Origin of the sequence: Rossellomorea vietnamensis (assembly GCF_001305855.1) — a bacterium.
GTDB lineage: Bacteria > Bacillota > Bacilli > Bacillales > Bacillaceae_B > Rossellomorea > Rossellomorea vietnamensis_A.
Genome location: NZ_LIXZ01000013.1, coordinates 22,894 through 47,670, shown reverse-complemented (window position 1 = coordinate 47,670; position 24,777 = coordinate 22,894). Strand labels below are relative to the sequence as shown.

Here is a 24,777-nt window from a genome sequence, read left to right as displayed (position 1 = left end):
CATTATACAAGGGGATAACCATTGACACATTCCATTCGATGGAAAAAAGTTTTGCCTGTTGAATTAGAGTGATCGTTTGACAGTTGAATTTCCCCCAGTTTTCAGCTGCTGATTTTCACCGTTTTTTCAGCAGCTGAGATCCACTTCCAACACTAAAAGGTGCCAGGCACAGAATCTTCATTCCGTGCCTGGCACCTTTTCAAATATCTTACTTATTTTCCTGACCCGTTTCTTCAAACTCGTTTTCTTCCACTTCGTTCGAAGCTGCTGCTTCCTTGTCTCCTGACTCGGAAATAGCAGGCTGGTAATGCGTCGGTTGAGTCCTGTTTGCATACGACTTCAGTAATTCCCCCACATCGATGCCTGTCATTTCACGCAGTGGCTCCTGCATGTCGAGCATCGTTCTGGTGATGCTTTTACCAAAGGAAGGAACCCCTTGGCCGTTACCGGAATCGATGATTTTGACCGAATCGATATTATTGAGAGGCTGAGCGATTTTCTCAGCGAACACCGGCAGCATTTCGATGAGTTTCTCTGTGATAATGACATCTCCGTGTTTTTCCATGGCCTCAGCCAGCAGTTTACGGGATTCAGCTTCGGCTTTACCGCGTTCACGGATAACATCGGCTTCGGCAGACCCTTCTTCCCGGCGGATCTTCGCTTTTGCTTCCCCGTCGATTTCCGATTTACGAGCTTCGGCTTCAGCTTTACGAGTCGTTTCGTAATAGTCTGCATCGGCTTTTGTTTTACGGACCTTGGATTCTTCCGCTTCGAGTTTAACCGCACGCTCCCGTTCAAGGAATTGAAGGGTCAGCTCTTCTTCTTTTACTTCCTTGGCAAGTTTCGCTTTTTCAAGCTCATAGGACTGTTCGGATTTTGCTCTTGCACGTTCTGTTTCTTCTTTGAAGGCAGCATCTTTTATGTCTTTTTCCTTTTTCGATTCTGCAATCGTGATTTGGCGTTTGTATTCTTCTTCTTTCGCTTCCTGGTCGGTTTGGGCACGGTGAATCCGTGTTTCACGTTCTGTGTTCGCTTCAGCGATTTCAGCTTGTTTCCTCACCTCAGCGATACGCGGGCGACCAAGATTTTCTAAGTATCCATTTTGCTCGTCAGCATCCCGGATGTCCGTCAAACCGAGTGATGTGATTTTAAAGCCCATCAGATCAAGCTGTTTCTGGGCGATTTCCGAAACATCGGCATTGAATTTCTCGCGGTTGCTGTTTATGTCTTCCACGGTCATTTTTGAAAGAATCGCGCGGAGGTTACTTCCCAGCACCTCGATGATTTCATCTTCAATTTCTTTTTGATCCTTGCCGAGGAACTGCTCGGCATAGTTGGCGATCCCGTTCAAGGTATCGGCAACCTTTACCATGGCCACGGCATCGGCCACGATCGGAACTCCTCCGTTTGTGTACACTCTTGGTGTCGATAGTTTCAGTTGGAATGATGTAAGATTAACAGGAGTGGACGTCTGGAAACGTCTTAATCTGTATCCCCCACCACGGATGATTTTCATGGAACGGCCTTCCTGGTCGGTGAAAATATTCGATTCCTTCTCAGGATCCCCCAGTTTCGGTCCGGTAATGATCAGTGCCTGGTTCGATTTCGCCGTACGATAGCGGAACCTCATCCAGAAGTAATATGCGATCCCCACGATTGCTGCAATAACCAGAACAGGAATCAGGAAAACGAAAAATCCAATTACACTCAATGATCCTAGCATTCTGACAACCCCTCTCAACATTTTGTTTAAACCAGCATGCTGTCTGATAATTCTAAATAAAAGTGCTAGCTACACTACTATATACGTAGCCCACCCTTAAAAAGTTTCAATAAATTAGGCGAATCTCCTATTTTTATATAAAAAAGCCTGAACCTGTAGAAGTTCAAGCTTTCATATGCTATAGAAATAAACCGTGCAATGCACCAAGCAAAGTGAAAACGATGAGATGGTCTCCGACAGCAATTAGAAACATCCGTTTAGTCATGAGTCCAAATAGTGTATTTTTAAAATAGACGATGGATATAAGAAATCCAACAAGTCCACCAATCAAGACTCCTGAAGCAAAGCCGCCGGAATTCGTTGCATGAACGAGAACTCCCACCAGTGCTGAACTGATGAATGCCACCAAGACAGCCACGACATATTTCACCGGTCCTGTTTTTTCCTGATCTTTTTTACCGAGTAAAAGTGAATAATAAATCCCGCCGTATATCATATAGAATACGGCACCAGCCAAAAACGCAGACACATTAAAGTCTATTGTCATCCCTATTCCTCCATTAATTGGGTTCAATGGCCAGAGCGATCGCCTTTATACCGCATCTTATATCAAGCGATCCTTGTACACCTCTTACCTCAACTAGCTCCACCGGGTTCCCCAGATATCTAAAGCCGCTTTGTGGCAGCCAATAGCTATATTTCTGAGTAATATTCAATCAACATGCCCCTTTCTCCATAGTCGACAGGGTCTGGAAACTCATATATTACATGCTTACCTCCCGAAAAATGATTGACATCATCTCCCGATAAGCTTTGATCCTTAACCGCCAGGCGGCATTCGTACCTGTTTTTATCTGGTGGGGTAATGTAAGGATTGCTCTTTGGGACTCCGAATAGTAGTGAATTTCCCTTCATCAAATTTCTTGCATTTCCCCAATGATAGAGATCTCGCCACGTTTCAGGGATTCCCTCTGTATAGGAGCCTGTAAAGTAACGGTTGATGGTAGTACACTCAGGTAACTCGGCAACCTTCACTTCAGTAAGATCCAGCCATTTAAATTCATTATAGGATTCTCTGCTTTGGATTGCTTTCGGATTTGTGCTGAATGTTTTAGATTTCTTGCTATTAACATATTCCCGTGGAAATCGTTCTAAATACGCACCCTCTCTCCAACGTTTCGGATTACTGTTGAAATACGCATTGAACGAATAGGTGAAATAAGATAACGATGCAAATCCATTTATCATAGCAACTTCTGTAACAGGGATGTCAGGCTCATATATCAGCATATGTGCCGCATTCTCAAGTCGGATCCGTTTTACATATCCGGCAGGGGTTTCACCGATGAACCCTTTAAACAAACGTTGAAAATGATAGGGTGAATAAGTAGATACTTTGGCGAGCTGTTCTAAAGATAAATCCTCTGTAAGATGTTGATCTATGTAATCAATTACTCTATTAATCAGTATTTGCTGGTCACTGTAGGTCATGTCAATTCCTCACTTATCTTAATAAAAAAGCACGTCCATCATTCTATGATGAATAAAATGGTTGGAGCTCCCATTTTATCATAAATAGTCCTCATACAATGGAAGTCTATGATAAAATAATACCGTTCACAATTTAATCATTGCTCATTGGTGGAAATGACTTCAAGTCATTTTCTTAAAAGGGAAGTTGGTGAAAACCCAACGCGGTCCCGCCACTGTAATGCTGAGATTTCATAAAGATCCACTGTTTCACGTCGGAATGGGAAGGAATATGAAATCGGAGACGCCGAGCCAGGAGACCTGCCAAATGAGAAGAACACGAAAGTTCCTACGGGAGATAGGAGGGTGTTGCGCATATGAAACGTCATACAGGGAACCAAGAGATCCTGGACGCTCGTTTGGAGTAGCTGCATCTTCTTTTCAAAAAGGAAGATGCTTTTTTGTTTCGCCATTATACACTCAGGGAGATGACAAGAATGGAACAAGCTTATTCTATTGAGCGTTCACGAACCGTCCAAACCAGATTGGTACTGCCACCGGATACCAATCATATGCAGACAATCTTCGGGGGGAAGGTATTGGCATTTATCGATGAAATCGCTGCACTGTCAGCCATGAAGCATTCGAGCTCTGTGGTAGTCACGGCTTCAATCGATTCGGTCGATTTCCTGTCATCCGCAACTGTCGGGGACGCACTCAGCCTAGAGGCGATAGTAACTTCCACTGGAAGGACTTCGATGGAGGTGTACGTAAAAGTTTTCTCTTCGAATCTATTGACAGGTATCAAAACCTTGACGACGGAATCATTCCTTACCATGGTGGCGGTGGATGAAAACGGTAAGCCGAAACCGGTGCCTAAAGTGATACCGGAAACAGAAGAGGAGAAGAGATTGTTCAAATCAGCTGTTCTGAGGAAGGAACATCGTAAAAACCGGGCATTGATAAAATAAGTTTATGGGTATGAACAGCTCGCTGTTCATACCCTTTATTAACACTAAATATTGTCTTACCAGTAAAAGAAAACCGAGCAGATGATGACAGCGATCCATGCTGCGGATGACCAAATTCCTGCCCGCATTAAATCCTTGTCGGTAAAATAACCGTACGAGTAGCTGATCAGATGAACCGGGGACTGGGTGACGAGGAAAAAGCCCGGGACGCATGCCAGGAACACCGGCATGGCAATTTGCATGGGTGATAAACCCGGTATGGTGTGCCCTATCGTGATGCTGAGAGGGAGCATGATGGTCAAAAAACCCAGGATATTAACGAATACGATCCGAATAATACTCGTACATAAGATGAGGAGCAGGATGATCACCCAGGGTTGGCGGCCAGTAAGTATAGTATTCAACCCTTCTGCCATCCATTCAATCGTCCCTGTCTTTACCAGCATCCCCGATACCATCAGAGTGGAGGCAAAAAAGAGCATCAGATCCCAATCAATCGATTCCCGCGCTTCTTCCCACTTCCATACTCCCGCCAAAGGAATGACCGTCATACATGCACCCAGAAGGCCAACCTGAGGAATGGAATATCCATGCAGAGGCTGTGCAATCCACAGGATCAACGTTCCCCCGATGATACACATGATTTTCTTTTCATTGATGCCGACCGGCCCAAGCTCACTGATTCTTTTTTCGATCAATGCCAATAACAGCTTTCGGTCAATCTTCTCAGGGGGAAAGATCATTAAGAATATTCCCCACAACATCACGATAAATAGCAGCACCGGTATTCCAAAAATCAGGAACCATCTTATATAATTCAGATCCCTTGAAACGTCGCTCAGGATCCCAAAAGCGTAGATAGTGGAACTTGCCCCAGTCGCGACAAACGCCCCTGAAATGGCAGCCAGATAGGCAACCCCTATAAACAGCGACTTGCCCAGATAATGGACATCCGCTATTTTTCGCAGACTTTTCATCAGGCTGTCGAGTACTGATGATAACAGGCTGCCCTTCCCTACATTCGACGGTATCAGAACAGACAGGACAGTCATGAGCAGAAACGAAATGAAAATCAACGCCTTCCCCGACCCTCCAGACAGCTTTAACATATAGAGCGATACCCTGCTTGCTAGACCGGTTTTGATGAATGCAGTTGAGATAATGAATGTGGAAAACAAGAGCCAAACAATTCCCGAACTAAAATAACTCAAAGTCTGTTCATAACTGAAAAAATGAAACGATATCAGCAATATAAGCAGCAGCGAACTGAACGCTAGAGGAAATACTTTGCCGATCCACAGGATTTGAATGATAATGAGTGCAGCGATAGCCTTCCAGGTTTCATCCCACTCAAAAAATGGGAGAAAGAATAAGGCATATAATAGAAAGGTAATAACTAGTAACAGTTGTTTTTTCATGACGATTACTCCCATCTTTCAATCAAAGGAAAAAGCCACCGGAGATGGGGTGACTTTTCCTTTTCATCAATAACTGTCAGTGAATGATCGTTGAATCCTGTTTATTGCCGAGGGCATACCGGGCAGCTGAAGAGCCGGCTGTTTTCCCATATACAGCCCCGGACATCAATCCCGATCCCCCAGGATAATTGTGATAAAAAATACCGCCGACCATTTCTCCTGCAGCGAACAGGCCGGATAGTGGTTGATCATCTTTTTTTAATACCTCACCTGAAGGATTGACCCGGAGTCCCCCAAATGAAAACGTAATGCCGCACGTAACCGGAAATGCATAAAATGGCCCCTTTGCGATTCTTAATGCCCAGTTCGTCTTTTCTGGTGTAAGCCCTGCTGTTTTCTTGCCGTCTTTTTCCGTAGGATTGTATTCCCCGTCTTGAACGGCTTCATTATATTCCTCAATGGTCTGCAGGAATTGCTTCTTGTTAACGGAAAGCTGATTAACAAGCTCCTCCAGGGTTTCACCCTTGTAACAGGTCGCTTCCTCAAGATCATATTCCTTCCTCAGCAGCGGCCGGACTTGGGAGTCGTAAACCTGATAGGCGACATGACCAGGCTGTTTCAGGATTTCCCTCCCGTACTTTGCGTACGTATAATTACGGAAATCCGCACCTTCGTCTACAAATCGTTTTCCATCTTTATTCAGCATGATGCTGAGGGGGTAGGAATGTTTCTTGAAGATGTCACCGGGTTTTTTAAAGTCACCGACTTTCGGTGCATGATAATCCGTACCGATTGAATGACAGCCGGAGTATTCACCAAACTTCTCCGCTCCTGCCGCAATCGCCATTGTTATCCCGTCCCCTGTGTTATATTCGGTTCCGCGTACGATTGCCGCTGCCCATTCTTCCCCGATATGTTGTTTCCGAAGCTTTTTGTCTGCTTCAAAACTGCCACAGGCAAGAATGACACCTGTGGATTCAATGTTGATCCGCTCATCATCCTTCTGCACAACCACACCGCTTATCTTTCCACCTTCTTTTATAAGCTCCACTGCAGCAGCCTCATACCAAATATCGATACCCATTTCCCCGGCACGGGAAAAAAGCTGCTTCATCAACCCGATGCCTTTGTTTTCCGTCTTGACCGGAAGACCCCCCCAGAAATGCCGCTTGCCTTCCTTTTCATACGATTGATTATCATAATTGAGTTCGAATTTCACACCATGCCCCTTCATCCACACGAGCGTTTCAAACGAGCGGTCAACAAGTTGTCTGGCAAGCTCCGGCAGACTCTCCCCTTCCGTTACGCGCATGATATCATCATAATAGTCTTCCTCATTGTAGTCGGGCATGACGATTGAATCCGCTTCTTCATCAGAGAGATCCCTCACGACCTTCCGAATATCTGTGAGATCATGATAGGCCACCCTAATCGCTCCATCGGTAAAAAATGAATTTCCGCCTCTTTTATGTTCAGGACCTTTTTCGAGGACCAGTACTTCCGCACCTTCTTCACGGGCTGAAATGGCCGCACATAATGCTGCATTCCCCGCACCAACGACAACTACGTCGTATGAGTTCGTTTTTGACATCGATACTCCTCCTTATTACATGTCTTTTGAGATAGGGTCGATAGGATTCTTCCCTTTCTTTTTAAACGTTTTGATCAGCAGTGGATAAAACAGTGATAAAAGAGTCAATACAGCCAATGCGATGGCAATAGGTGTATCAAAGAAGATACCGAGACTGCCATTTGACGATAGCACCGCCATCCTGAAGTTCTGTTCCATATCCGCTCCGACGATCAATGCCAGAACAAGCGGGGCAATCGGGAAATCCATGACCTTAAGGAATAAACCGAATATTCCGAAAATCAAGAGCAGGAAGAAATCCATTGCACTGTAACTGAGCGTGTAAGTACCGATAAATGCAAGAATCACAATGACCGGATACAACACTTTTGCAGGTGTATCCAAAATCTTTACCAACAGGCCGACCAGCAGGATATTGATGATGACAAGTGCAATATTCCCGATGAACATACTATTGATCAGTGTCCAGACGGTATTGGGATCATTTTCGAACAAAAGCGGTCCAGGCTTCATGCCAAGCATGACGAGAGCTCCTAGCATGACAGCGGTTGTACCCGATCCCGGGATCCCCATCGTCAATAGCGGAATCATGGCACCTACTGAAGCAGCATTATTGGCAGATTCAGGAGCTGCAAGCCCTTCTACTGCACCCTTCCCGAATTCTTCAGGATGTTTGGAAATTTGCTTCTCTGTCGAGTAGCTGATCATGGATGCGATGGATCCCCCGGCTCCCGGAAGGACACCAACCACAAATCCAAGTGGTCCACTTCTTAGAATCGGCCATAATGAGCGTTTCCATTGCTTCTTCGTAAACCAGATCTTCCCGACTTTCTTTTTCTCTTTTTTCTCCTGATCGATCGTCAAGTAATTATAAAGGACTTCCCCGACTGCATATACACCGATGATCACGATTAGAAAATCGATTCCTTCACTTAGATGGGAACTTCCGAAGGTGAATCGATAGACGCCGCTCTGAGTATCAATGCCCACCGTACTGAGCATCAGCCCAAGAAACATGGCAATGAATCCCTTCACCATTTTCCCTACTGACAGGGCAACAATCGCCGAAAGAGTCAGCAGCATTAATAAAAAGTATTCAGCAGGACCGAATTTCAGGGCAAAGCTTGCCAGCGGCTCGGCAAGGAAGATAAACCCGATGACGGCCATCATTCCCCCTATGAAAGAGGCGACTGCCGATATGGCCATGGCCTGTCCTGCCTGACCCTTCTGAGCCATCGGATACCCGTCGAATGTGGCGGCAATCGCAGAACCGTCACCCGGAGTATTTAATAGAATCGAACTCCTTGATCCTCCGTACATCGCCCCATAATAGATGGCAGCCATCAGGATGATGGCACTGACGGGCTCCATGCCGAATGTAATCGGGATCAAGACGGCTACGGCTGTTGCCGGTCCCAGGCCGGGGAGCATCCCGACGATCGTTCCAAGGAATCCTCCGATGACAACCCACATAATATTGATCGGTTCCAACGCAGTTGTTAACCCTTGCATAAAATTGCTAAAATCCATCTAGTGCACCTCCTATGGAAGACTTACTCCTAATAAAACGCTGAATGCATACCATGATAGAAAAGAAAAGCTGATTGCCACTATCACATTCACAACATATTTCTTCCCGTTGACCGTAAATAATAAAGCGCCTAAAAATAAAATAGTAGAAAATAAGAACCCGATTCGTTCAAATATGAACGCATAAACAGCTCCGTATAAAACAGTCAGGGCAATTAATTTCGGTGTTCTCCCTTTCAGCAGTAGCTTGATATCTTCATTATGGATATGCAGGCTCTTCCACTCCTGGAATAAATAAACCGCGCTGAATATCAGCATGAAGACACTTAATCCGACAGGAAAATAAAGCGGCCCGTTTGGGTTCCCGAGATTTGCCTTTGGCAAATTGATGGATGCTATCAAAAAAAAGAAGCTTAATAGAATTAAAAAAATGGGCATCCCGAGTTTGATTGCTCTCATGCATTTCAACCTCCTCAATGACAGTAGACCGGCGGGAGACTCTTATCAGTCCCCTACCCGTCCGTCAGACTATTTTTTCAATCCGGAGCTTTCAACAAGATCCGAATATAATTTTTCCTGTTCCTTCATGAATTGCTTTGTTTCCTTGCTGTCTTTATAAAAATCATCCCAGTCATTGTTTTCAAGCATCTTCTTCCATTCATCCGTTTTGACCATTTCGCCTATCTTATCATCCCAATAGGCGATTTCTTCTTCTGTCATATCACCAGGGCCCATGATGCCTCTCCAGTGAGGGAATACCATGTCCACTCCTTCTTCCGTCCAGGTTGGAACGTCATCCAGTCCTTCCAGCCTTTTTTCTGAAGAAACCGCAAGAATCTTAAGCTTCCCAGCCAAATGCTGCTCTTTTACTTCTGAAAGGGAAGTCGTCACTGCATCTACATGTCCGCCGAGCAGCGCCGTCACGACGTCACCGCCGCCTTCATAGACAAGAAAGTCAAGATTAGTAGGATCGATCCCCTTCTCACTTGCCGCCTGTACAATCGACAGATGGTCATCGTTCCCGAGCCCCGGACCTACTCCGATTTTGAGCGACTTCGGATCTTTCTTCATCTGATCCAGCAGTTCAGAAGCGGTTTCAAATTTTGAATCAACCGGTACCGCGAGTGCCTGCCACTCTGTGGCCAATGTTGCAATCGGTGTAAATTGTTCATGGGATAGATCGCTTTGTCCCAATAATTTATTTGTCAGTACCAGACTTGAATTGATTGCAAGATGATGGGCATCCTTCTTCTCAAGATACTTCCATCCCGCTTCTCCGCCTCCACCCGGTTTGTTGATGACATTGATGTTTTTATCAACAATGTCGTTGTCACGCAAAACCTTCTGGACAGAACGAGCTGTTAAATCCCAGCCTCCGCCCGGAGAAGCCGGTGCAATGATTTCAATATTCTTTGACGGAAATTCCTTATCTCCCGAAGCAGAGCTGGAACAAGCTGTCATTAATGCCATTACACAAATAATCAATACGAAGCCAAACCTTTTCATTTTTTCTGCACCCCTTTTATTTTGTTTGTACTCACCAGAAACATCCCCTGTTAAAAAGGTGAAATACGTTAATTTAATCCTAGTTGCCGAATGAGTCTATGTAAACGTTTCCAAAATATTATGTTTTAAAAAACTTGTGGGGATTTTGTTCATTTTGTTCACCGCTTTCTTGCCTTCTGCAAATAAAGAAGTCTGCCACATCGATTTAAGTGATCACTTAAATCGATGTGGCAGACACAATCTCTCCCGGAAACTATTTCACTGCATTCTCACTTCCAATTCGGTATCTTCTTTCGGGACGTCCGACTATCCCATAGACATGCTCGACAGTGGCATCTTTTATCCCCACCAGATATTCGAGATATCTCCGTGCGGTTGTCCGGGATGCCCCCATCTTTTCGCCGACTCTTTCCGAGGTGATCCCTTCTTTTTCCTCTTGCAGGATTGATGTCACTTTATGAAGAGTCAAATAATCGATGCCCGGCGGAAGATCGTATCTTTTTTCGGCAGTTCTCTTTTTTTCCTTCCCAAAGAATTGATCCAAGATCTGCTGATTGACCTCTTCAGCAGAATCAAGCGTCACTCTTTTCTGGAGATAAGACGTGATGGCTTCTTGGAATTTCTCCAGTGTCACCGGTTTGATCAAATAATGTTCGACACCGTACCGGAGTGCCTTTTCTAAAAAAGCCTTATCTTTCGCAGCTGTGATCATGATGACATCAACGGAAGGATAATCAGAGCGGATTTTATGCAGTAATTCAGTTCCAAGCTGATCAGGCATATATACATCAAGTAGAAGCAAATCAACATATTGTTCATCAAGAATCGTCAATGTTTCCTTAGCATTCATCGCTTTACCGACTAATGTTAGCTGCTCATTCTTCGCCAGAAATTCTTCATGTATTTGTGCAATGCGAAAATCATCTTCGGCAATGACAACTTTAATCATACCTATTCCCCTTTTGTGTGTGATTTCGGCAGGATGACTGTGAAAACCGTCCCTTTATCCTTTTTGGAATCCCATTCGATTGTACCCCCGAGCAGGGTTAGTTCTTCCTGGACGTTTGCAAGTCCATACCCCCGGTGGTCACCCTTGGATGAGACTCCTTTCTGAAGAATACGTCCCTCTTCTTCTTCAGATATCCCTTTTCCGTTATCAGCGATTTCAAAGATGATATCGTTGCCAATGTCGGTAACGAAAAAAGAAACGACCTTGATCTTTTGTTTTTTGTCCATCACCGCTTCGAATGCATTATCAATCAGATTCCCCAATATAACGATAAGGGGTGAAAGACCGATGAATACAGGAAGCGGGGAAAGCGAACTTTCACTGTCTATTTGGAAATCTATTTTCTTTTCTGATGCCTTTGCAATCTTCCCTAATAGAACGGCCTGAACTTTCTCATCCAGGATACTCTGAAAGAATATGGTCGAATGATACTCCTGCAGATCCGATTCCTCCGTGAGGAATGTGATGGCTTCTTCATATTTATGGAGTTGAAGCAACCCGAGAAGTACATGCAGTTTGTTTTTAAATTCATGCGTTTGTGCCCGTAAGTCCTGCGAATATTGCTGAACTTCCGAAAGGGCATCCACCATTTGTTTAATTTCTGTCCGGTCCCTGAAGCTGAACACAGTTCCTGCCTTCTGATTATTTTCGATGATAGGCTGGGCATTTACGATCATCGTCTTTTCTTTATATTGAAGTTCGATGTTGGAAATATGCAAAGAAGAAGCCAGCATGTCGGACATCGTTTGAGAAGAAATGACTTCTGTCACGAATTTACCCTCAACATTTTGCTTAATATCAAGTAACTCACGGGCAGATTGATTCATCATCGTAATCACACCTTGTGTATCGATGGCTAAAATCCCTTCCTTTACAGATTGCAGAACCGCATTTCTTTCTCTGAAGAGCGCACTGATCTGATACGGTTCCAGACCGAGTGTATCCCTTCTGATACTCCTGGCCAAAAACAGACTGCCGAACACCCCGAGGATCAGGACTCCCCCGGAAAGAGCAAGCATTGTGCGGATTTCATAGGCAATCTTATTCCGAATGGTTTTCATATCAAACTCCACCGTTACGGTGCCTTCGACTTTTTTGTAGTTGTCATACCGGATCATGACTGGGACAATCCCCTTTAACACTTCTTCGTCGCCATCCCCGGTATGAATCAGATTATTACTTCCGAATACCAATGCACGATAACGGTCTTCGGGATCCCCATCCCCAATCGCTTGTCCGACAAAACTGAATATCTGTCCGTCCCTGTTTTCAATCAGGACAGCAGAAGCATCCACCTGGTCACGGATTTGTTCCGTGACCACACTTAGATCTTCAACTGGCTCCTCATTCTTAAAAGAATCCTGAATCACCGGCATATAAGAAAGTGTCTTGGCCGTTTGCATCGCCAGATCTTCTGCCTGAGCAACGTCTTCCTGTGATTCCCGGTATGCAAACATCCATGTAAGCAGCCCAATCACGATCAGCAGAAGCGAAATGACCAAGCCCAATATTTTGACCTGAAGCGGCACCTTAAGAAGTCTATTCATCCAAATACTCCTGATTATACTGAATTTTCTATTATATTAATATATCATACTCATTACAGGATAAGGAACTTAAAAAAACCTTAGTTTAAAACCCTTCTCAATCTGAAGAAGAGAAGAGGTTAATTAAGACCGCACCTCTGCGAAAGGAACATAGAAAAAACCGTGCATTGATTTTATAAAAAAAGAACACTCAGAAATTGTTTCTGAGTGTTTTCTATATCAAGTACGGAATAAGGATGTATATAAGAACTGAGAAGGCTATTATACTATGTCCGATTGTATAATAGCGACGGCTCTCTTTCATGTTGATAACAACATACATTACGTTGGTAGTGAGAATTATGAGCGGAACCCATATGGAATGTTCCGAGGATGGTTGAAACCCAGTGTATACAGAAACGACTCCCCCTAAAAAGAATAATAATAGGGATACGACCAGAAAAATCTTCCCAGCTTGATTATCCTCCATCCATCTTCATCCTATTGCTTCAACGTAAATAGGTCTGATGATACGGAGACCTTCTCCTCTAAAGTTTGTTCTTTCGACTTCTTCTTAACCTTGGCACCTTCCCCTTCAATCAATGATCTCCGTAAAGTGGCATTGATCGAGTTCACACACAGAATCAATATGGCGAATAAAGTCAGTGGAACGACCACAAGCATCGGACGGAGGAAGATCTGCTGAATATTGATGGCGATCGTTGCCGCCCATTCGTTCGTTTCAGAGAAATAAACCGGAATGGTTTCCATGATGCCGAAGTTAGCGATTTTCAATCCTCCAAGACACATATGAAGAATGCCGAGTTGAATGAGCAGGGCGAGCGTCTGGGAAACCTGTTCTGAAAATAATACGATCGAATGCCTTCTGAACTGGGGAAGCAGATGTTGTTTGAACAGGTGGAATCTTCCTGCACCAATCGTCCGTGACACCTGTATGAAGTCATTTCCCATAAAAAGCTTCATCTCTTCCCCCAAGTAGATTCCGAGAGACGGGACTGTCACAGCCGCAATGGCAATCACTTGAATGAAGAAGTATCGGTTGGAAGGGAGGATCTCTGAATGAAAGGCACCTTCCAGTGGCACCAGAAGCGCAAATACGATGATGACAAGGGGGATATATTGAAACGACTCCCCCAGCCCTTTAATGAATCTACCAACAAATGCGGGTAGGAATGTGTACAATACTGCAAAGAAAAAGCCCAGTACCATTCGCAATAACGCAATGGCCAGCGAAGCAAAGATGGTATATTTCGCTCCGACTAATAATAGCAGCAGAAAGTTTCTCCCTAGTTTATCACTCCCGAGAGGAGGCATTTCGCCAGGGGTGAATGGCGGGGCCGCTATCACTCTTCCATTTTCATCTGAGAGATAGTCCACCACTTCATCATAATCGGGATTCATTACCGGAACCAGGAAACTGACGCCAATCAAGGTAATCAGCAGGAGGATGGGAAGTGCCAATCGTTTGACCATCCATCTATTCATTTTGCTCCCCTCCTTTCAACCATTTTGATAGAATCACTGATCCAATCGTAAACACGATAAAGAACGGAATAAAAATGAGTAACATCCCGAGAAAGAATGCAGCAGGAGAACTTGTCGCTGTTCGCAGTAAAGTCTGCATGAACCCATTGATATTAAATAGAAGTTCAATGATTAGTAGATTTGAAAGCATTAGTAAAAAGATAGGTTTGAGGTGAAAGAAGAAGTGAACCCAGACATTCCGGAACAGATGATGCCAAACCGTATAGGCTCTTCTGAATCCTTTTGAATAAGAAAACTCCACATACGGTTTACTTTCTTCTTCCTTGAGTTGAAACAGAAACTGCTTTAACAAAAAGACAACAGGCAGTACAGATAAGCAAAGAATCGGCAAAAAGTAAATCCGACCTTCACCCAGGGCATAAATATCGAACACGAGCAGGTCCGTCTTTTTGAATAACCAGATGATGAAGAGCTGAAATAAAACCACAATGAAGACATCCGGCAACGCATCCAGGACATTTATGATCCTCGTCGAAAATCGATACGCTTTCCGGGGCAACAACATGAGGGCATAACTAAAGAGCACCGACAGGCAGATTGCAAGGCAGAATGAACTGAAAAGGATGAGAAAGGAGTATGAATACGTATTAGAAAAGACCTCGGTGATGCTATATTGCTTATTCCCATCTCCCCAATAGATGTAGATGGACGATGGATGCATGATTTCAATCCACGTCTGCTGCAAACGGTCACCATAGGCAGCCAGATTTATCAGAAGCTCTGTATCATATGCAAGCAGCGAACCAATCCCGCTTAGTAAGTACAACCCCAACACAACCACCAAAAAATGAAAGGGAGTCTCCAGCGCCCTTTTCATAAAATCACCCCAATCCATTTCCAAAATGATACAATTTTTCTATATTTATGTTACAATACTGTAATATAATTGTAAACACAATTCTGAAAACTGATGGTCCGCATAAAAATCACCCATAATAAAAAACTTGAGGAAATCTCCTCAAGTTTTTATCAATAACCTGATTTCTTAAAAGCATTAATCAATAGATCGCACATAATCGGCGATCTTTGACATTTCGATCTGACTGAGTTCCGATTTCCCATCATATTGATGACGCTCAATCGACTCTTCAATTGTCCTGGCACTTCCATCATGCAGATATGGACCAGTCGCCCAAACACCTACAAGACTTGGAGTGTCAAAGCTTTTCCCATCACGTGGATTCGTGAAGTCCGCCCTCGCGTCACCTGTAGTTGACACGTCATATTGGTTGGATGTCCCGATATCATGTAGATAGTCTGTCACATCCGTTGTCAGCTTCCCGTCCTCACCGATTGCTTTCACACTATCCGTAAATTGAGTTCCGCTATGACAGGAGATGCAGGATGCCTTTCCTTCAAAGAGAGCCTTCCCATCTTTCGCTGAGCTTGTTAATTCCCCGTTTTCTTTGTAAGGGCTCTCTGGAACGGGGAAAGATGACGGTTCCTTCAGATAGGCGAATAAATCATCATACATCTTCTCAACATCCGCCGGCAGTTCATCGCCTGGCTCATACTTCATCATGCCGCCCATTTCACCCTGCACCGTCAGGAGATAATCCGTAAAGTCATCCCGGCTACCGTCCCATGTGAAGAGTCCGGTTTCCGCAGTTCTTGTGTTCGTTGGTACATTCCGCTGACCCCTTCCAGTCATCAAGGTCAACCCATTGATCTCTCCATCACTGTGACAGGACACACAGCTCATCCAGTTGTTACCGGTAATATCAGCTTCAAACTCATCGCTGTTGGCACTGTAAAAAATGGTTTTCCCTTTACGAACCTGTGGGTCGAGTGGATCTTTTTCGATCAGGGAGATGTTATCATGAAGCTTTCTCGCCCTTGAATGAGTAGAGCTGCCTCCCGAATCAATGGTCGCAAGGTCGTGACTCATGGCATTATGGACATAAAGAGTTTCCCCGTTCTTACTTAGTATGATTCCACGGGGATTGTCCCCCTCGATCCTTCTTAGAATTTGAGTCGCATTCCCACCGCGCTTCAGATCAAAAACAACTAAATCTTCACTTCCCGACATCACTACATATGCTTTCGATCCATTCTTCTGGAAAGTCACATCATAAGGATTTGATACGATCATCGTCTCATTTTTCGAATCCAGCACATTGATTTCATCAAATAATTCTTTTCTCTTATCCACCAATTCTTTGTCGTGTTCCAGATCGATGATGGAAATCACAGGAAAGATCGTTTCTTCAAACTGAATGGGTGTATCGACATTGGTCACCAAGTGGGGGACCCATGCCGTTTTCCCATCGGGGGCAATCACAAATTGTTCAAGGGTGTTCGGGATCCCCTGGCTTTTTTTCCGGTCAGAAACATCAGGCGAGTCTGCCAGTTTAATTGTGTTTGCAACTTTTTTCTTTTCTGTGTCCAACACGGATATTTCACCGGATAAATAATGGGGAATGTATACCTTCTTCCCATCTGCTGTTAGAGCCATCGTTCTTGGTCGATCGTGCACCGGAATTGTCTCAGTTACATCCCCACTCTTCACATCAACCATCATAATCGTGCTTTCCCGGTAATTGGCTACATACAGGGTCTTACCATTCTGGCTTGTGAGGAGTCCAAAAGGCTCCGTTCCCACTTCATAGGAATCTACCACTTTCCCTTCTTCCAATGAGATGACATTAATCTTATTATCATACCTGCACGAAACATACAGGCGGTCTTCATCCGGTGACAACGCCAGTTGGACCGGCTCTTTTCCGACAGGAATTTCTTTTTTTACCTTCTGGGTTTTCTCATTCACTATGGAAACCGTATTGGCATCGAGATTGGCGATATACAGCTCGGTTCCTTCTTTATTCTGAAGGATATTATCGCTATTTATCGCTTCTTTCCGAACTGACTCGAAGCTCGGGTCATCTTTGGTTGCCGTTTGAACTGAACATGCAACAAGCGTTCCTGCTATGAGAAACGCTGCCGCATATCCTATCATTTTCTTCATAGGATCCCTTCTTTATCGTTTTTCAACCGTGACAGGAAGCAATACGGGAGCTATCCCGTTCTTTCCGTGTCCGGCCTGAATTTGTGGAACATTGTCTCCATCAGTATTTCCTGATGAATCCTTGCTGTCATAATAATCCCCTGTATCCCAGAATTCACTCGCCTGCATTCCTTCCTCAAGGGACGGACCATCGATGACCGTGTCATAGAAATCACTGTAGCGGGCGGTGATCGCATCGATTTCGAGGCTTTCAGGTGTTTCTGAATCTGATTCCCTGTTGCTTAAATTTTGCAGGGCAACCCTGTATGTGGCAGAAAGTGCGCCGGCTGTATATGGGGTATAGTCCATTTTTCCTTTTGATGTTTCGTACGCTTTCAGGTCGTCATCCCAAAGCTGTGAATCCATCGCTTCATAGATCGAACGGGCTGCTTCTCGATATTTCTCATCATCAGTCGCTAAATAAGCAGCCGTCAATCCTCTGATCGCCCCTAGTTGAGCATCTAAAGTAACCTCTTTATCCGCACCTTTATCGGCATCGAATCCCTTTGCTACAAGGCCAGAATCCATGACCAAGTCGTCTATCATGAAGTCTGCCTGCTTACGGATCATTTCCAGTGCACGTTTGCCTTCAGGTGTCTTCAATCCTTCAGCGGACTCCCCGGAAGCGTACCCGACAGGAAGTCCATCGATTGCACGTTGGAAGATCCTTATCGATTCCATTGTATAACCTGCCTGGAACGTGTCCATATACGTCCCTTGTTCTTTTCCATCATTTTCTGTTACGAACATTCCTTTATCGTCATTGAAATGCATGGCATCTATATTCTTGAATATATGAAGCATCACGTTTTGATTGGCTGTGAACGGGTCTGTTCCATTTACATCGTTATCAGGTGAGTCATCCGTATTTTCTTTAGGTGCTGAAGGATACGGTGCATCGTCAAACAACGCCTGGAATGATGGTGTCTTGTTCGGGTTGCTTTCCCTCTGGTCCGTCATTCCGTAGAATTCCGAGCTCGGCCAAAGCATCATCCACTGGTCTTCTAGGACACTGTTGGAATCTTTAATGGACAATGACTTGGCGCTTGGTGCCTCCATACCGTCTTCTGTAACCTCTATACTATGAGGTAAATAAACATATCCTTCAGACGGATCATACTGGCTGCCAAGTCCTGCTGCCGCCAAATCCCCTGTCGAAGCATCAACGAACAGTTCACTTCCTATGTAGTTCACTTTATTCCATATTTCTTCCGTCAGAACCGCTCCCTGGAAACCATCAGCTGAGCTCACTCCGAGTGCAACATTCTTATCTTCGTCATCCTTTGACGTTTCTCCTGAAAGCTCCTCATCCCCATCAATCGTGTGGAAGCCGCCCATGAAATCCCCGGCCCATAGCGCCTGCTTTAAGAATGTTGCCCCATAAGCTGAAGGGACAAGGGTTTTCTCCATTTTATCACGGTCCCAGCGGAGTGATTCGAAGTTTACTTGATACATAGGTACATAGCTTCCATCATCATTCGCTGCATACTCACTTGTATCTACTTTGCCTTTGTAATGGGGATCACCGGCAGAGTATTCAATGAAAGTCGGATACATATTCCTGAAAATTTCATCTTGTGGATACCCGACAGCATCCGCCAATTCGTAGAAACGGTTACCCAATTTTTCATCAGCTGTTTTTCCATTCTGAAGAGTATCTACCACCGGACCATTGATCAGGTGCAATCCCATCCCTGATTTTTCAACCACTTCATACATGGCTTCCTCAGAGTATTCATAAGATTCAACGCCGGCTGTATAATCGAATTGGGTCGGTTCATCGATTTTATTTATATCCAATATATCTAAATCCAAGCCGAGGCTTTCTGCCAGCGGCTCGCCTGATAATTCAAATTCTGCATAGGCAAACATATTCCCGGCAGTATCAAACGTATAATCGGATACATTCACCTTGCTTGCTCCCTTTTTCGCTTCTTCAGATTGATTTCCATCTGTTTTCGTTGCTTCATCCTTCTCGTTTACACATCCTGCAAGTAGGAGTGAAGATGCCAAAACGGATGCGGATAATACTTTCCATGGTTTATTCATTCTATGTAGCCCCTCTCAACGTTCACGAATCATTCGAGAATGATTCTCATTACTATTTATCAGTATAGGTTAATTGAGAAATAATCTCAATAAGAATTTTTCAAAAAAAGAAATCGATTTCACTTTCCCAAATCATTATCCATTTATTTGAAACTTTGTCCTTTTGAGAAACGTATTCTTACTATACAAAAAACAGGAAGAGTGATAGAAGTGAAGAAAAATATTGTCCTATTGGATCTGATGATTTATGTGGCGCTCCCATTATTTATGTGGAATATCATGAGGGACTACACCGGAGATTACTATGCCATGCTCCTCTCTTCAGTCCCGGGAATCGTTTATTCCATCTACCGATTCATCGAGATGAAGAAAGTGAATACATTCGGCTTGTTCATTCTTTTCACATTAATTGTCGGCACGCTGATTGACGTCCTCGCTGGTTCATCCATACAGCTTCTTTGGAATAATGTCTATTACGCTGCTGGAATTAGTTTGTTTTTCTTGGTGACCATGATCATCGGAAGACCCATCACCTTATATTTCGGTCTCGATTTCGCAGAGCTTCAAGGCTATGATCGTTCTTTTAGTAAGCGACTCTATCACAAGAAGCCTTTATATATCTTGTTCCAACTGATCACGCTCTGCTTCGCCATGAGGAGCGGGATCCTTGCCATCGTGAATACTTGGCTCATTATGGAGTATGGCGTAGAGGCATTTGATAAAGGGATCATCCTGCGCCAGGCGTTCAGCTGGATCATGACCGGAGTCACCGTAGCGGGATTTTTCTATATCGGGAAAATCATAAAGGACTCTCCTCATTTGGTTAAAGAAGTACAGGATGAACTTCAAGAAGAAAAGACGGATGCCGTATAACCGACTGGATGTTTCTGCCTTCAGACCTCCGTCTTGTACGAACCCTATAGAACATTGTGAATATTTTTCCTATAATGGATAATAAAATGTTCACTTCGAGGTGTACTATGATAGAAGGTAAATTGATTAAATTTCATCGTGAAGAATCTGGATTGACACAGGAACAGCTTGCACAGGGGATCTGTTCCACCACGCATCTAAGTAAAATCGAAAGGGGTATCACAGAGTACTCAAGTGAAATCACCAATTTACTTGCTAAAAGGCTCGGAGTCGATATGGCAGTGGAGCGTTCGCGATATGAATCCCTCCAGCATACATTAGCCGTCTGGAACGATGCGATCATTATGATCCGGACCCATGAAATTCATCAGCTCAAATCAGAAATAGAACAAGAGCCTCTGCGGTTCTTATCCGATTTCTTTGTTCAATACCATTTATTATTAGCACGATATCATCTGTTCTTTGATAACCCTTCAAAAGCAAAGGAAATCTTGAACATAATCGAGAATAAACAAGACTCCCTTTCCCCTTTTGAGCACAACTTATTCCTGCATGTGAGGGGAATCTATTATTATTCAATGAGAAAATTCGACTGCTGCATCCAAGCCTTGAAGCAGATCGATGATGAATACCCGAACGCTGAATATTATTTTCACTTGGCAACAGCCTATCATAGCATCCATTCAAATACGTTCGCTTATTATTACGGCCAAAGGGCACTGCAGTTTTTTCAAAAATCATTAAACATTCTCAGAGTCATTGATTCTGAAATTCTCATATTAATTCAATTGAACGCGAAAGAACCTTTCGATATGGAACAGACCAAACAACAATATGATAAGCTCCTAAAAGTCTGTGAATCTGTCAACTCGATGGAAAGGGCACATAAAATCCATAATAACCTGGGATTCGAATATTTCCGCAGAAAACGCTATGAGGAATCGAAAGAATCGTATGAAAGGGCACTTGAGCTCACGACCGAGAAAACCCCGGCTTCTTCTTATTTAGTCACGCTCAGCGGCTATATCCTTTCCTGTATGAAAGGGTGCCTGCTTCCTAAATCAGAGCTCATTCAATTGGCAAGCAAAGGACTGAAACTGGCTGAAGAGAATCAGGATCCCACCTATGCATTCTTTGAAATTTACCTCCTCACCCTGAATGAAAAGGAGGAAGACCTTTATACATATATTGAAAAGACCGCCCTTCCTCACTTCAAGAGTACGGGAAATCAGTTAATGTATCAGCATTATGAAAGACAACTCTTTCTGTATTATGTCAAAACCGGCCAAACGGAAAAAGGATTCCAGCTGGCATCCGAGAAGATGACAAATGAAATCAGCTATTATGAATTGGAATGATACCCCTAAAGCAGGATAACAAATATTGGATTCAACTTCCGGTTCCCTCCTTCATATGCTATCTAAGAAAGGAGGCATCACACCATGGATCGATTTATTCTTTTGTTAGTAGCGGGTATTCTTTCCGGTTTCGCTTTGTTAAGGGTTCCACTTGACGGCACATTTTTAGAAAGCGTTTCCCCTGTAACAGACATCATCGGTATTTTAGCTATTCTCGTATTCTCACTTTTCCTCATCTTCAAAGGGGTTATGGCCGTACTCGGTAAGTGAATTTGAGAGACCCGGAGTGATTTCGGGTCTTTTTTAATTGGATAAAGGAAACCAGATGTTCAAGAGCTCATTGTACCTTTCACTGTCTATTTCCTCTTTTGTCACTTTTCCTGCTTCCCACCGGGTAAAGGATTTGTCCGTCAAGGTGACGCTGCCGCCATCTGTCCGCTTTGTCAGTAGAGGATGTTTATTGAATGGTGATTCAGCATGCTCTTCTACCGTGATACGGACGCCGTTCAATCTGCTTACGTCACTTATCGTCTCCTCAATATCAAATGCATATCCGATTCTCCAATCGGTGTCCTTATGCTTCAACTTCATTTCTAATTGATAATGGCCATGTGCGGTGTGACCTTCGCTGATCCTGAATTCCCCATTGGAGGAAGAGACCGTTTCTCCTGACAATGGTACAGGTTTCATGGGAAGATTCCCTCCGAAGCCTCCATCCACGATATAAAGTTGGTTCTCATGTTGGACGAGAATGGCCACATGTGTCCTTCCCATTTTACCGAATTCTCCTCTAGCAGTATCATAGACAATCCCCTGAATAAGGGAAGCTTCGAAATGGTTCTCCTTGAGGAATAAGTAAAGGAGTGAATTTAATTCGTAACAGAGACCTCCCTCTTTCCTGACGAGCACTTTATCTATGATGTTCTCTTCGGACATTTCCTGTGATCGTTTTTCAATAATGCGCACATTCTCGAATGGTATAGCATGGGCCATTTTCCCTAAAATGCTGTCCAGGTCTTCAAAGGTCAGGGGACCCGAGGGTGAAAAATGAATTCTGTCGCGGAATCGTTTGTCCAGATTGTTGATGACGGGCACATCCTCTCTTGGTGGTTATTCTTTTAAGTTTATCTGCTTCCTTTGACAAGTTCAAGGCGACAGAAAAGGCGTGAATCGAATTAGCTGCATACGGGTATCCACTTTCACCATGCAACCATTAAGAGGGACGGACCTCAACCGTATTTCTCTTTGTAACGGCTGAGTGTGATCAGTGGCCAAATCCACCCGTAGCTATGGTAATGAACATAGAAATTCCCCGGAAGCCCGACGCCTGTAGGATATGTGTTGGCAACGCCATCAGCCGCTCCATTCATTAAGTCAAGAAGTGCCATCATACCAAGATCGATGGCAGGTGTCGGTTTGTCTTCGAGACAGATGAGTGCCTCCAGTGCCCATGCCGTTTGGGATGGGGTACTGAAAGGAAGGGGCACGAACGCCTTTTTTTGGTCACTGTAACACGACTCACCCCACCCCCCGTTTGTTTGTTGGATGCTTTCCAACCAAATTTTGGCCTTTTGGAGATTTGGATCAGATGAAGACACCCCTACTGCTTTCATTCCTGTGACGGCAGCCCACGTCCCATAGATATAGCAAACTCCCCATCGGCCATACCAGGAACCTTCGTCCTCCTGCATGAGCTTCAGCCACTGGATTCCCTTTTTCACCTTTGGGTGATCCTTTGTCATTCCCGCCCTTCCACCCAGGAATTCCAAGGCTCTCCCTGTTAGATCAGGAGTGGAAGGGTCGATGGCCGCTGCTTCTGCTCCGTCCATGGGAAAAGAAGTGAGAATCGTTTTCGTCTTATTCTTTTCAAAAGCCGGCCAGCCTCCATCGCGGTTTTGCAATCCAAGTACCCATTCCATTCCCCGATCCCATGATGGCCGAATCGAAGGTTTCCCTGCAGCGGAATAAGTGATGGCCCTGAGAGCCGCTGTCGTATCGTCTACATCTGGATGGATACTGTTGCTTTCTGAGAATCCCCATCCACCAGGCTTCACCACGCTTTCGTATGCCCAGTCCCCATACTTGAATTGCTGCTTCTTGAGAAGATAATCCACTGATTTCTCTATGGAATCTTCCCCTGGACCCACTCCTGCTTCCTGCAGGGCATAGCTGATCAGAGCTGTATCCCAAACGGTTGAGGGGGAATTCTGGATATGGGTGCCATTCTTCGTTTCACATGCCATCCCTTTTAATCCCTGTAATGCCTTTACGATGATTGGGTCACTCTTTTTATACCCTATGGCCAAGAGGGCATAAATCATAAAGAAAGTCGAACTGAAATAACTGAGATAGGTTCCGTCCCGCTCAATCCTTTGGAGCATGTATTCCACGGCAAACTGCCCGGCTTGCTGATGAAGATGGGCGGGTATGCTCGCAATCGCCTGTATGCCTTCTGTGATTTTCGACAATAGTCTTAACTCACGGTCGTTGTATCCCGGTTCAATTAGTGAACGGGGAGAATTCTTCATATGCGGGGTGACATTTGTTTTCAAAATAAATCGTTGATTTTTGAGCAACATCAATGGTGCCAGATGCCCTCGTGCATAACTGCTTAAATCCCAAAAGCTCACCGGGAATGTTTTGGGAAGCAACAGGAACTCAATGGGGATCGGCATAAGATGCTTCCAGTCGTATTGACCATGTACGGCCAACATGAACTTTGTAATGGAATGTGCCTTGTGAAATCCGCCGTTTCCATCGATGAACCGTTCGGCTTTGCGAAGTCTATCGTCCCCTGGATCAACCATACCACTGAATTTCAAGGCAAAGGTTGCTTCGATGGTTGATGACAAGTTCCCTTCTCTCTCATCTTCAAAGAGCTTCCACGTTCCTTCAACAGACTGCAGCTTCCAAAGACGTTCAACCAGCCTTCCGATGAGTTCATCCTCCCCTGTCTCCAGCGAACGAAGAAGGATGATCATATACGCATCGGTCATCACGCTGTTTTCAAAACAAAAGTGCCAGCTTCCATCCCCACTTTGCATCGTCTTCAAATCATGAATGAAACGGTGGATCGTGCCCTCTATCTTTTTTTTCATCATGTGTCCTCCCGGGTATCTTCTCTGTTGTTATGTATATGAGAAGAACGCGGGTACTAGTAGTGAGAAGCAAAGAAGAGCCTGC

General features: G+C 44.4%; 20 protein-coding genes and 1 riboswitch. Of the genes, 4 read left to right on the top strand and 16 right to left on the bottom strand.

The features are described 5' to 3' along the window. Positions 1-208: 208 nt before the first annotated feature. The 3 genes from AM506_RS15275 to AM506_RS15265 all read right to left on the bottom strand — a co-directional run bounded on the left by AM506_RS15275 (position 209) and on the right by AM506_RS15265 (position 3,214). Positions 209-1,723 (bottom strand): flotillin family protein, encoded by a 1,515-nt coding sequence (locus AM506_RS15275; RefSeq protein WP_060673356.1) that lies wholly within the window; start codon positions 1,721-1,723, stop codon positions 209-211. Positions 1,724-1,901: 178 nt separating this feature from the next. Beyond that, complete coding sequence (locus AM506_RS15270) at positions 1,902-2,270, bottom strand: DUF1761 domain-containing protein (protein ID WP_060673355.1); 369 nt, start codon at positions 2,268-2,270, stop codon at positions 1,902-1,904. Between the two features lie 146 nt (positions 2,271-2,416). Continuing rightward, positions 2,417-3,214, bottom strand: coding sequence for a helix-turn-helix domain-containing protein (locus AM506_RS15265; protein WP_235576123.1), 798 nt, complete (start codon positions 3,212-3,214; stop codon positions 2,417-2,419). 132 nt (positions 3,215-3,346) lie between these two features. Then, positions 3,347-3,536, top strand: a riboswitch (cobalamin riboswitch). Between the two features lie 154 nt (positions 3,537-3,690). On the opposite strand from AM506_RS15265, the gene AM506_RS15260 reads away from it, so the two are divergent. Next, positions 3,691-4,164, top strand: a complete 474-nt coding sequence (locus AM506_RS15260) for an acyl-CoA thioesterase (protein ID WP_060673354.1) — start codon at positions 3,691-3,693, stop codon at positions 4,162-4,164. A gap of 56 nt (positions 4,165-4,220) precedes the next feature. Here AM506_RS15260 and AM506_RS15255 read toward each other — a convergent pair whose 3' ends face one another. The 11 genes from AM506_RS15255 to AM506_RS15200 all read right to left on the bottom strand — a co-directional run bounded on the left by AM506_RS15255 (position 4,221) and on the right by AM506_RS15200 (position 19,363). Further along, complete coding sequence (locus AM506_RS15255; protein WP_060673353.1) at positions 4,221-5,582, bottom strand: SLC13 family permease; 1,362 nt, start codon at positions 5,580-5,582, stop codon at positions 4,221-4,223. Between the two features lie 76 nt (positions 5,583-5,658). Then, on the bottom strand, positions 5,659-7,173 hold the full coding sequence (tcuA, locus tag AM506_RS15250; protein ID WP_060673352.1) for an FAD-dependent tricarballylate dehydrogenase TcuA: 1,515 nt from the start codon (positions 7,171-7,173) through the stop codon (positions 5,659-5,661). Positions 7,174-7,188: 15 nt separating this feature from the next. Then, positions 7,189-8,703: a tripartite tricarboxylate transporter permease gene (locus AM506_RS15245; RefSeq protein WP_082386392.1), complete on the bottom strand. Its 1,515-nt coding sequence runs from the start codon at positions 8,701-8,703 to the stop codon at positions 7,189-7,191. Positions 8,704-8,715: 12 nt separating this feature from the next. Further along, positions 8,716-9,162: a tripartite tricarboxylate transporter TctB family protein gene (locus AM506_RS15240; RefSeq protein ID WP_060673351.1), complete on the bottom strand. Its 447-nt coding sequence runs from the start codon at positions 9,160-9,162 to the stop codon at positions 8,716-8,718. A gap of 69 nt (positions 9,163-9,231) precedes the next feature. Then, on the bottom strand, positions 9,232-10,209 hold the full coding sequence (locus AM506_RS15235) for a tripartite tricarboxylate transporter substrate binding protein (RefSeq protein ID WP_060673350.1): 978 nt from the start codon (positions 10,207-10,209) through the stop codon (positions 9,232-9,234). Between the two features lie 253 nt (positions 10,210-10,462). Then, on the bottom strand, positions 10,463-11,158 hold the full coding sequence (locus tag AM506_RS15230; RefSeq protein ID WP_060673349.1) for a response regulator: 696 nt from the start codon (positions 11,156-11,158) through the stop codon (positions 10,463-10,465). A 2-nt stretch (positions 11,159-11,160) separates the two neighbouring features. Beyond that, the gene (locus AM506_RS15225; protein WP_060673348.1) at positions 11,161-12,765 is read right to left on the bottom strand and encodes a sensor histidine kinase; all 1,605 of its coding nucleotides are present in this window, start codon (positions 12,763-12,765) and stop codon (positions 11,161-11,163) included. A gap of 480 nt (positions 12,766-13,245) precedes the next feature. Continuing rightward, positions 13,246-14,250 carry a hypothetical protein gene (locus AM506_RS15215; RefSeq protein ID WP_060673346.1) on the bottom strand — a complete coding sequence of 335 codons (1,005 nt, stop codon included), beginning with the start codon at positions 14,248-14,250 and terminating at the stop codon, positions 13,246-13,248. Further along, positions 14,243-15,127 carry an ABC transporter permease subunit gene (locus AM506_RS15210; RefSeq protein WP_060673345.1) on the bottom strand — a complete coding sequence of 295 codons (885 nt, stop codon included), beginning with the start codon at positions 15,125-15,127 and terminating at the stop codon, positions 14,243-14,245. The genes AM506_RS15215 and AM506_RS15210 overlap by 8 nt, the downstream gene beginning before the upstream one ends. 177 nt (positions 15,128-15,304) lie before the next feature. Next, positions 15,305-17,275, bottom strand: a complete 1,971-nt coding sequence (locus AM506_RS15205; RefSeq protein ID WP_060673344.1) for a beta-propeller fold lactonase family protein — start codon at positions 17,273-17,275, stop codon at positions 15,305-15,307. A 12-nt stretch (positions 17,276-17,287) separates the two neighbouring features. Continuing rightward, the gene (locus AM506_RS15200) at positions 17,288-19,363 is read right to left on the bottom strand and encodes a hypothetical protein (protein WP_060673343.1); all 2,076 of its coding nucleotides are present in this window, start codon (positions 19,361-19,363) and stop codon (positions 17,288-17,290) included. 210 nt (positions 19,364-19,573) lie between these two features. Between AM506_RS15200 and AM506_RS15195 the strand changes: the two genes are divergently transcribed. From AM506_RS15195 to AM506_RS15185, 3 genes are all read left to right on the top strand, one after another. Further along, positions 19,574-20,236 (top strand): VC0807 family protein, encoded by a 663-nt coding sequence (locus tag AM506_RS15195; RefSeq protein ID WP_060673342.1) that lies wholly within the window; start codon positions 19,574-19,576, stop codon positions 20,234-20,236. A gap of 107 nt (positions 20,237-20,343) precedes the next feature. After that, positions 20,344-21,594: a helix-turn-helix domain-containing protein gene (locus AM506_RS15190; RefSeq protein WP_060673341.1), complete on the top strand. Its 1,251-nt coding sequence runs from the start codon at positions 20,344-20,346 to the stop codon at positions 21,592-21,594. Between the two features lie 84 nt (positions 21,595-21,678). Next, positions 21,679-21,864, top strand: a complete 186-nt coding sequence (locus tag AM506_RS15185; RefSeq protein ID WP_060673340.1) for a hypothetical protein — start codon at positions 21,679-21,681, stop codon at positions 21,862-21,864. Between the two features lie 33 nt (positions 21,865-21,897). On the opposite strand, the gene AM506_RS15180 is transcribed toward AM506_RS15185, so the two are convergent. Next, on the bottom strand, positions 21,898-22,689 hold the full coding sequence (locus tag AM506_RS15180; RefSeq protein WP_440480355.1) for an arylamine N-acetyltransferase family protein: 792 nt from the start codon (positions 22,687-22,689) through the stop codon (positions 21,898-21,900). A 134-nt stretch (positions 22,690-22,823) separates the two neighbouring features. After that, positions 22,824-24,692: a terpene cyclase/mutase family protein gene (locus AM506_RS15175; RefSeq protein WP_060673339.1), complete on the bottom strand. Its 1,869-nt coding sequence runs from the start codon at positions 24,690-24,692 to the stop codon at positions 22,824-22,826. Positions 24,693-24,777 lie beyond the last annotated feature (85 nt).

Bases quoted from the DNA above. Each gene is read 5' to 3' on its own strand.
- AM506_RS15275 (WP_060673356.1), bottom strand. From the start codon at position 1,723: ATGCTAGGATCATTGAGTGTAATTGGATTTTTCGTTTTCCTGATTCCT.
- AM506_RS15245 (WP_082386392.1), bottom strand. From the start codon at position 8,703: ATGGATTTTAGCAATTTTATGCAAGGGTTAACAACTGCGTTGGAACCG.
- AM506_RS15255 (WP_060673353.1), bottom strand. From the start codon at position 5,582: ATGAAAAAACAACTGTTACTAGTTATTACCTTTCTATTATATGCCTTA.
- AM506_RS15240 (WP_060673351.1), bottom strand. From the start codon at position 9,162: ATGAGAGCAATCAAACTCGGGATGCCCATTTTTTTAATTCTATTAAGC.
- AM506_RS15210 (WP_060673345.1), bottom strand. From the start codon at position 15,127: ATGAAAAGGGCGCTGGAGACTCCCTTTCATTTTTTGGTGGTTGTGTTG.
- AM506_RS15270 (WP_060673355.1), bottom strand. From the start codon at position 2,270: ATGACAATAGACTTTAATGTGTCTGCGTTTTTGGCTGGTGCCGTATTC.
- AM506_RS15185 (WP_060673340.1), top strand. From the start codon at position 21,679: ATGGATCGATTTATTCTTTTGTTAGTAGCGGGTATTCTTTCCGGTTTC.
- AM506_RS15265 (WP_235576123.1), bottom strand. From the start codon at position 3,214: ATGACCTACAGTGACCAGCAAATACTGATTAATAGAGTAATTGATTAC.
- AM506_RS15190 (WP_060673341.1), top strand. From the start codon at position 20,344: ATGATAGAAGGTAAATTGATTAAATTTCATCGTGAAGAATCTGGATTG.
- AM506_RS15230 (WP_060673349.1), bottom strand. From the start codon at position 11,158: ATGATTAAAGTTGTCATTGCCGAAGATGATTTTCGCATTGCACAAATA.
- AM506_RS15225 (WP_060673348.1), bottom strand. From the start codon at position 12,765: ATGAATAGACTTCTTAAGGTGCCGCTTCAGGTCAAAATATTGGGCTTG.
- tcuA (WP_060673352.1), bottom strand. From the start codon at position 7,173: ATGTCAAAAACGAACTCATACGACGTAGTTGTCGTTGGTGCGGGGAAT.
- AM506_RS15200 (WP_060673343.1), bottom strand. From the start codon at position 19,363: ATGAATAAACCATGGAAAGTATTATCCGCATCCGTTTTGGCATCTTCA.
- AM506_RS15235 (WP_060673350.1), bottom strand. From the start codon at position 10,209: ATGAAAAGGTTTGGCTTCGTATTGATTATTTGTGTAATGGCATTAATG.
- AM506_RS15215 (WP_060673346.1), bottom strand. From the start codon at position 14,250: ATGAATAGATGGATGGTCAAACGATTGGCACTTCCCATCCTCCTGCTG.
- AM506_RS15205 (WP_060673344.1), bottom strand. From the start codon at position 17,275: ATGAAGAAAATGATAGGATATGCGGCAGCGTTTCTCATAGCAGGAACG.
- AM506_RS15175 (WP_060673339.1), bottom strand. From the start codon at position 24,692: ATGAAAAAAAAGATAGAGGGCACGATCCACCGTTTCATTCATGATTTG.
- AM506_RS15260 (WP_060673354.1), top strand. From the start codon at position 3,691: ATGGAACAAGCTTATTCTATTGAGCGTTCACGAACCGTCCAAACCAGA.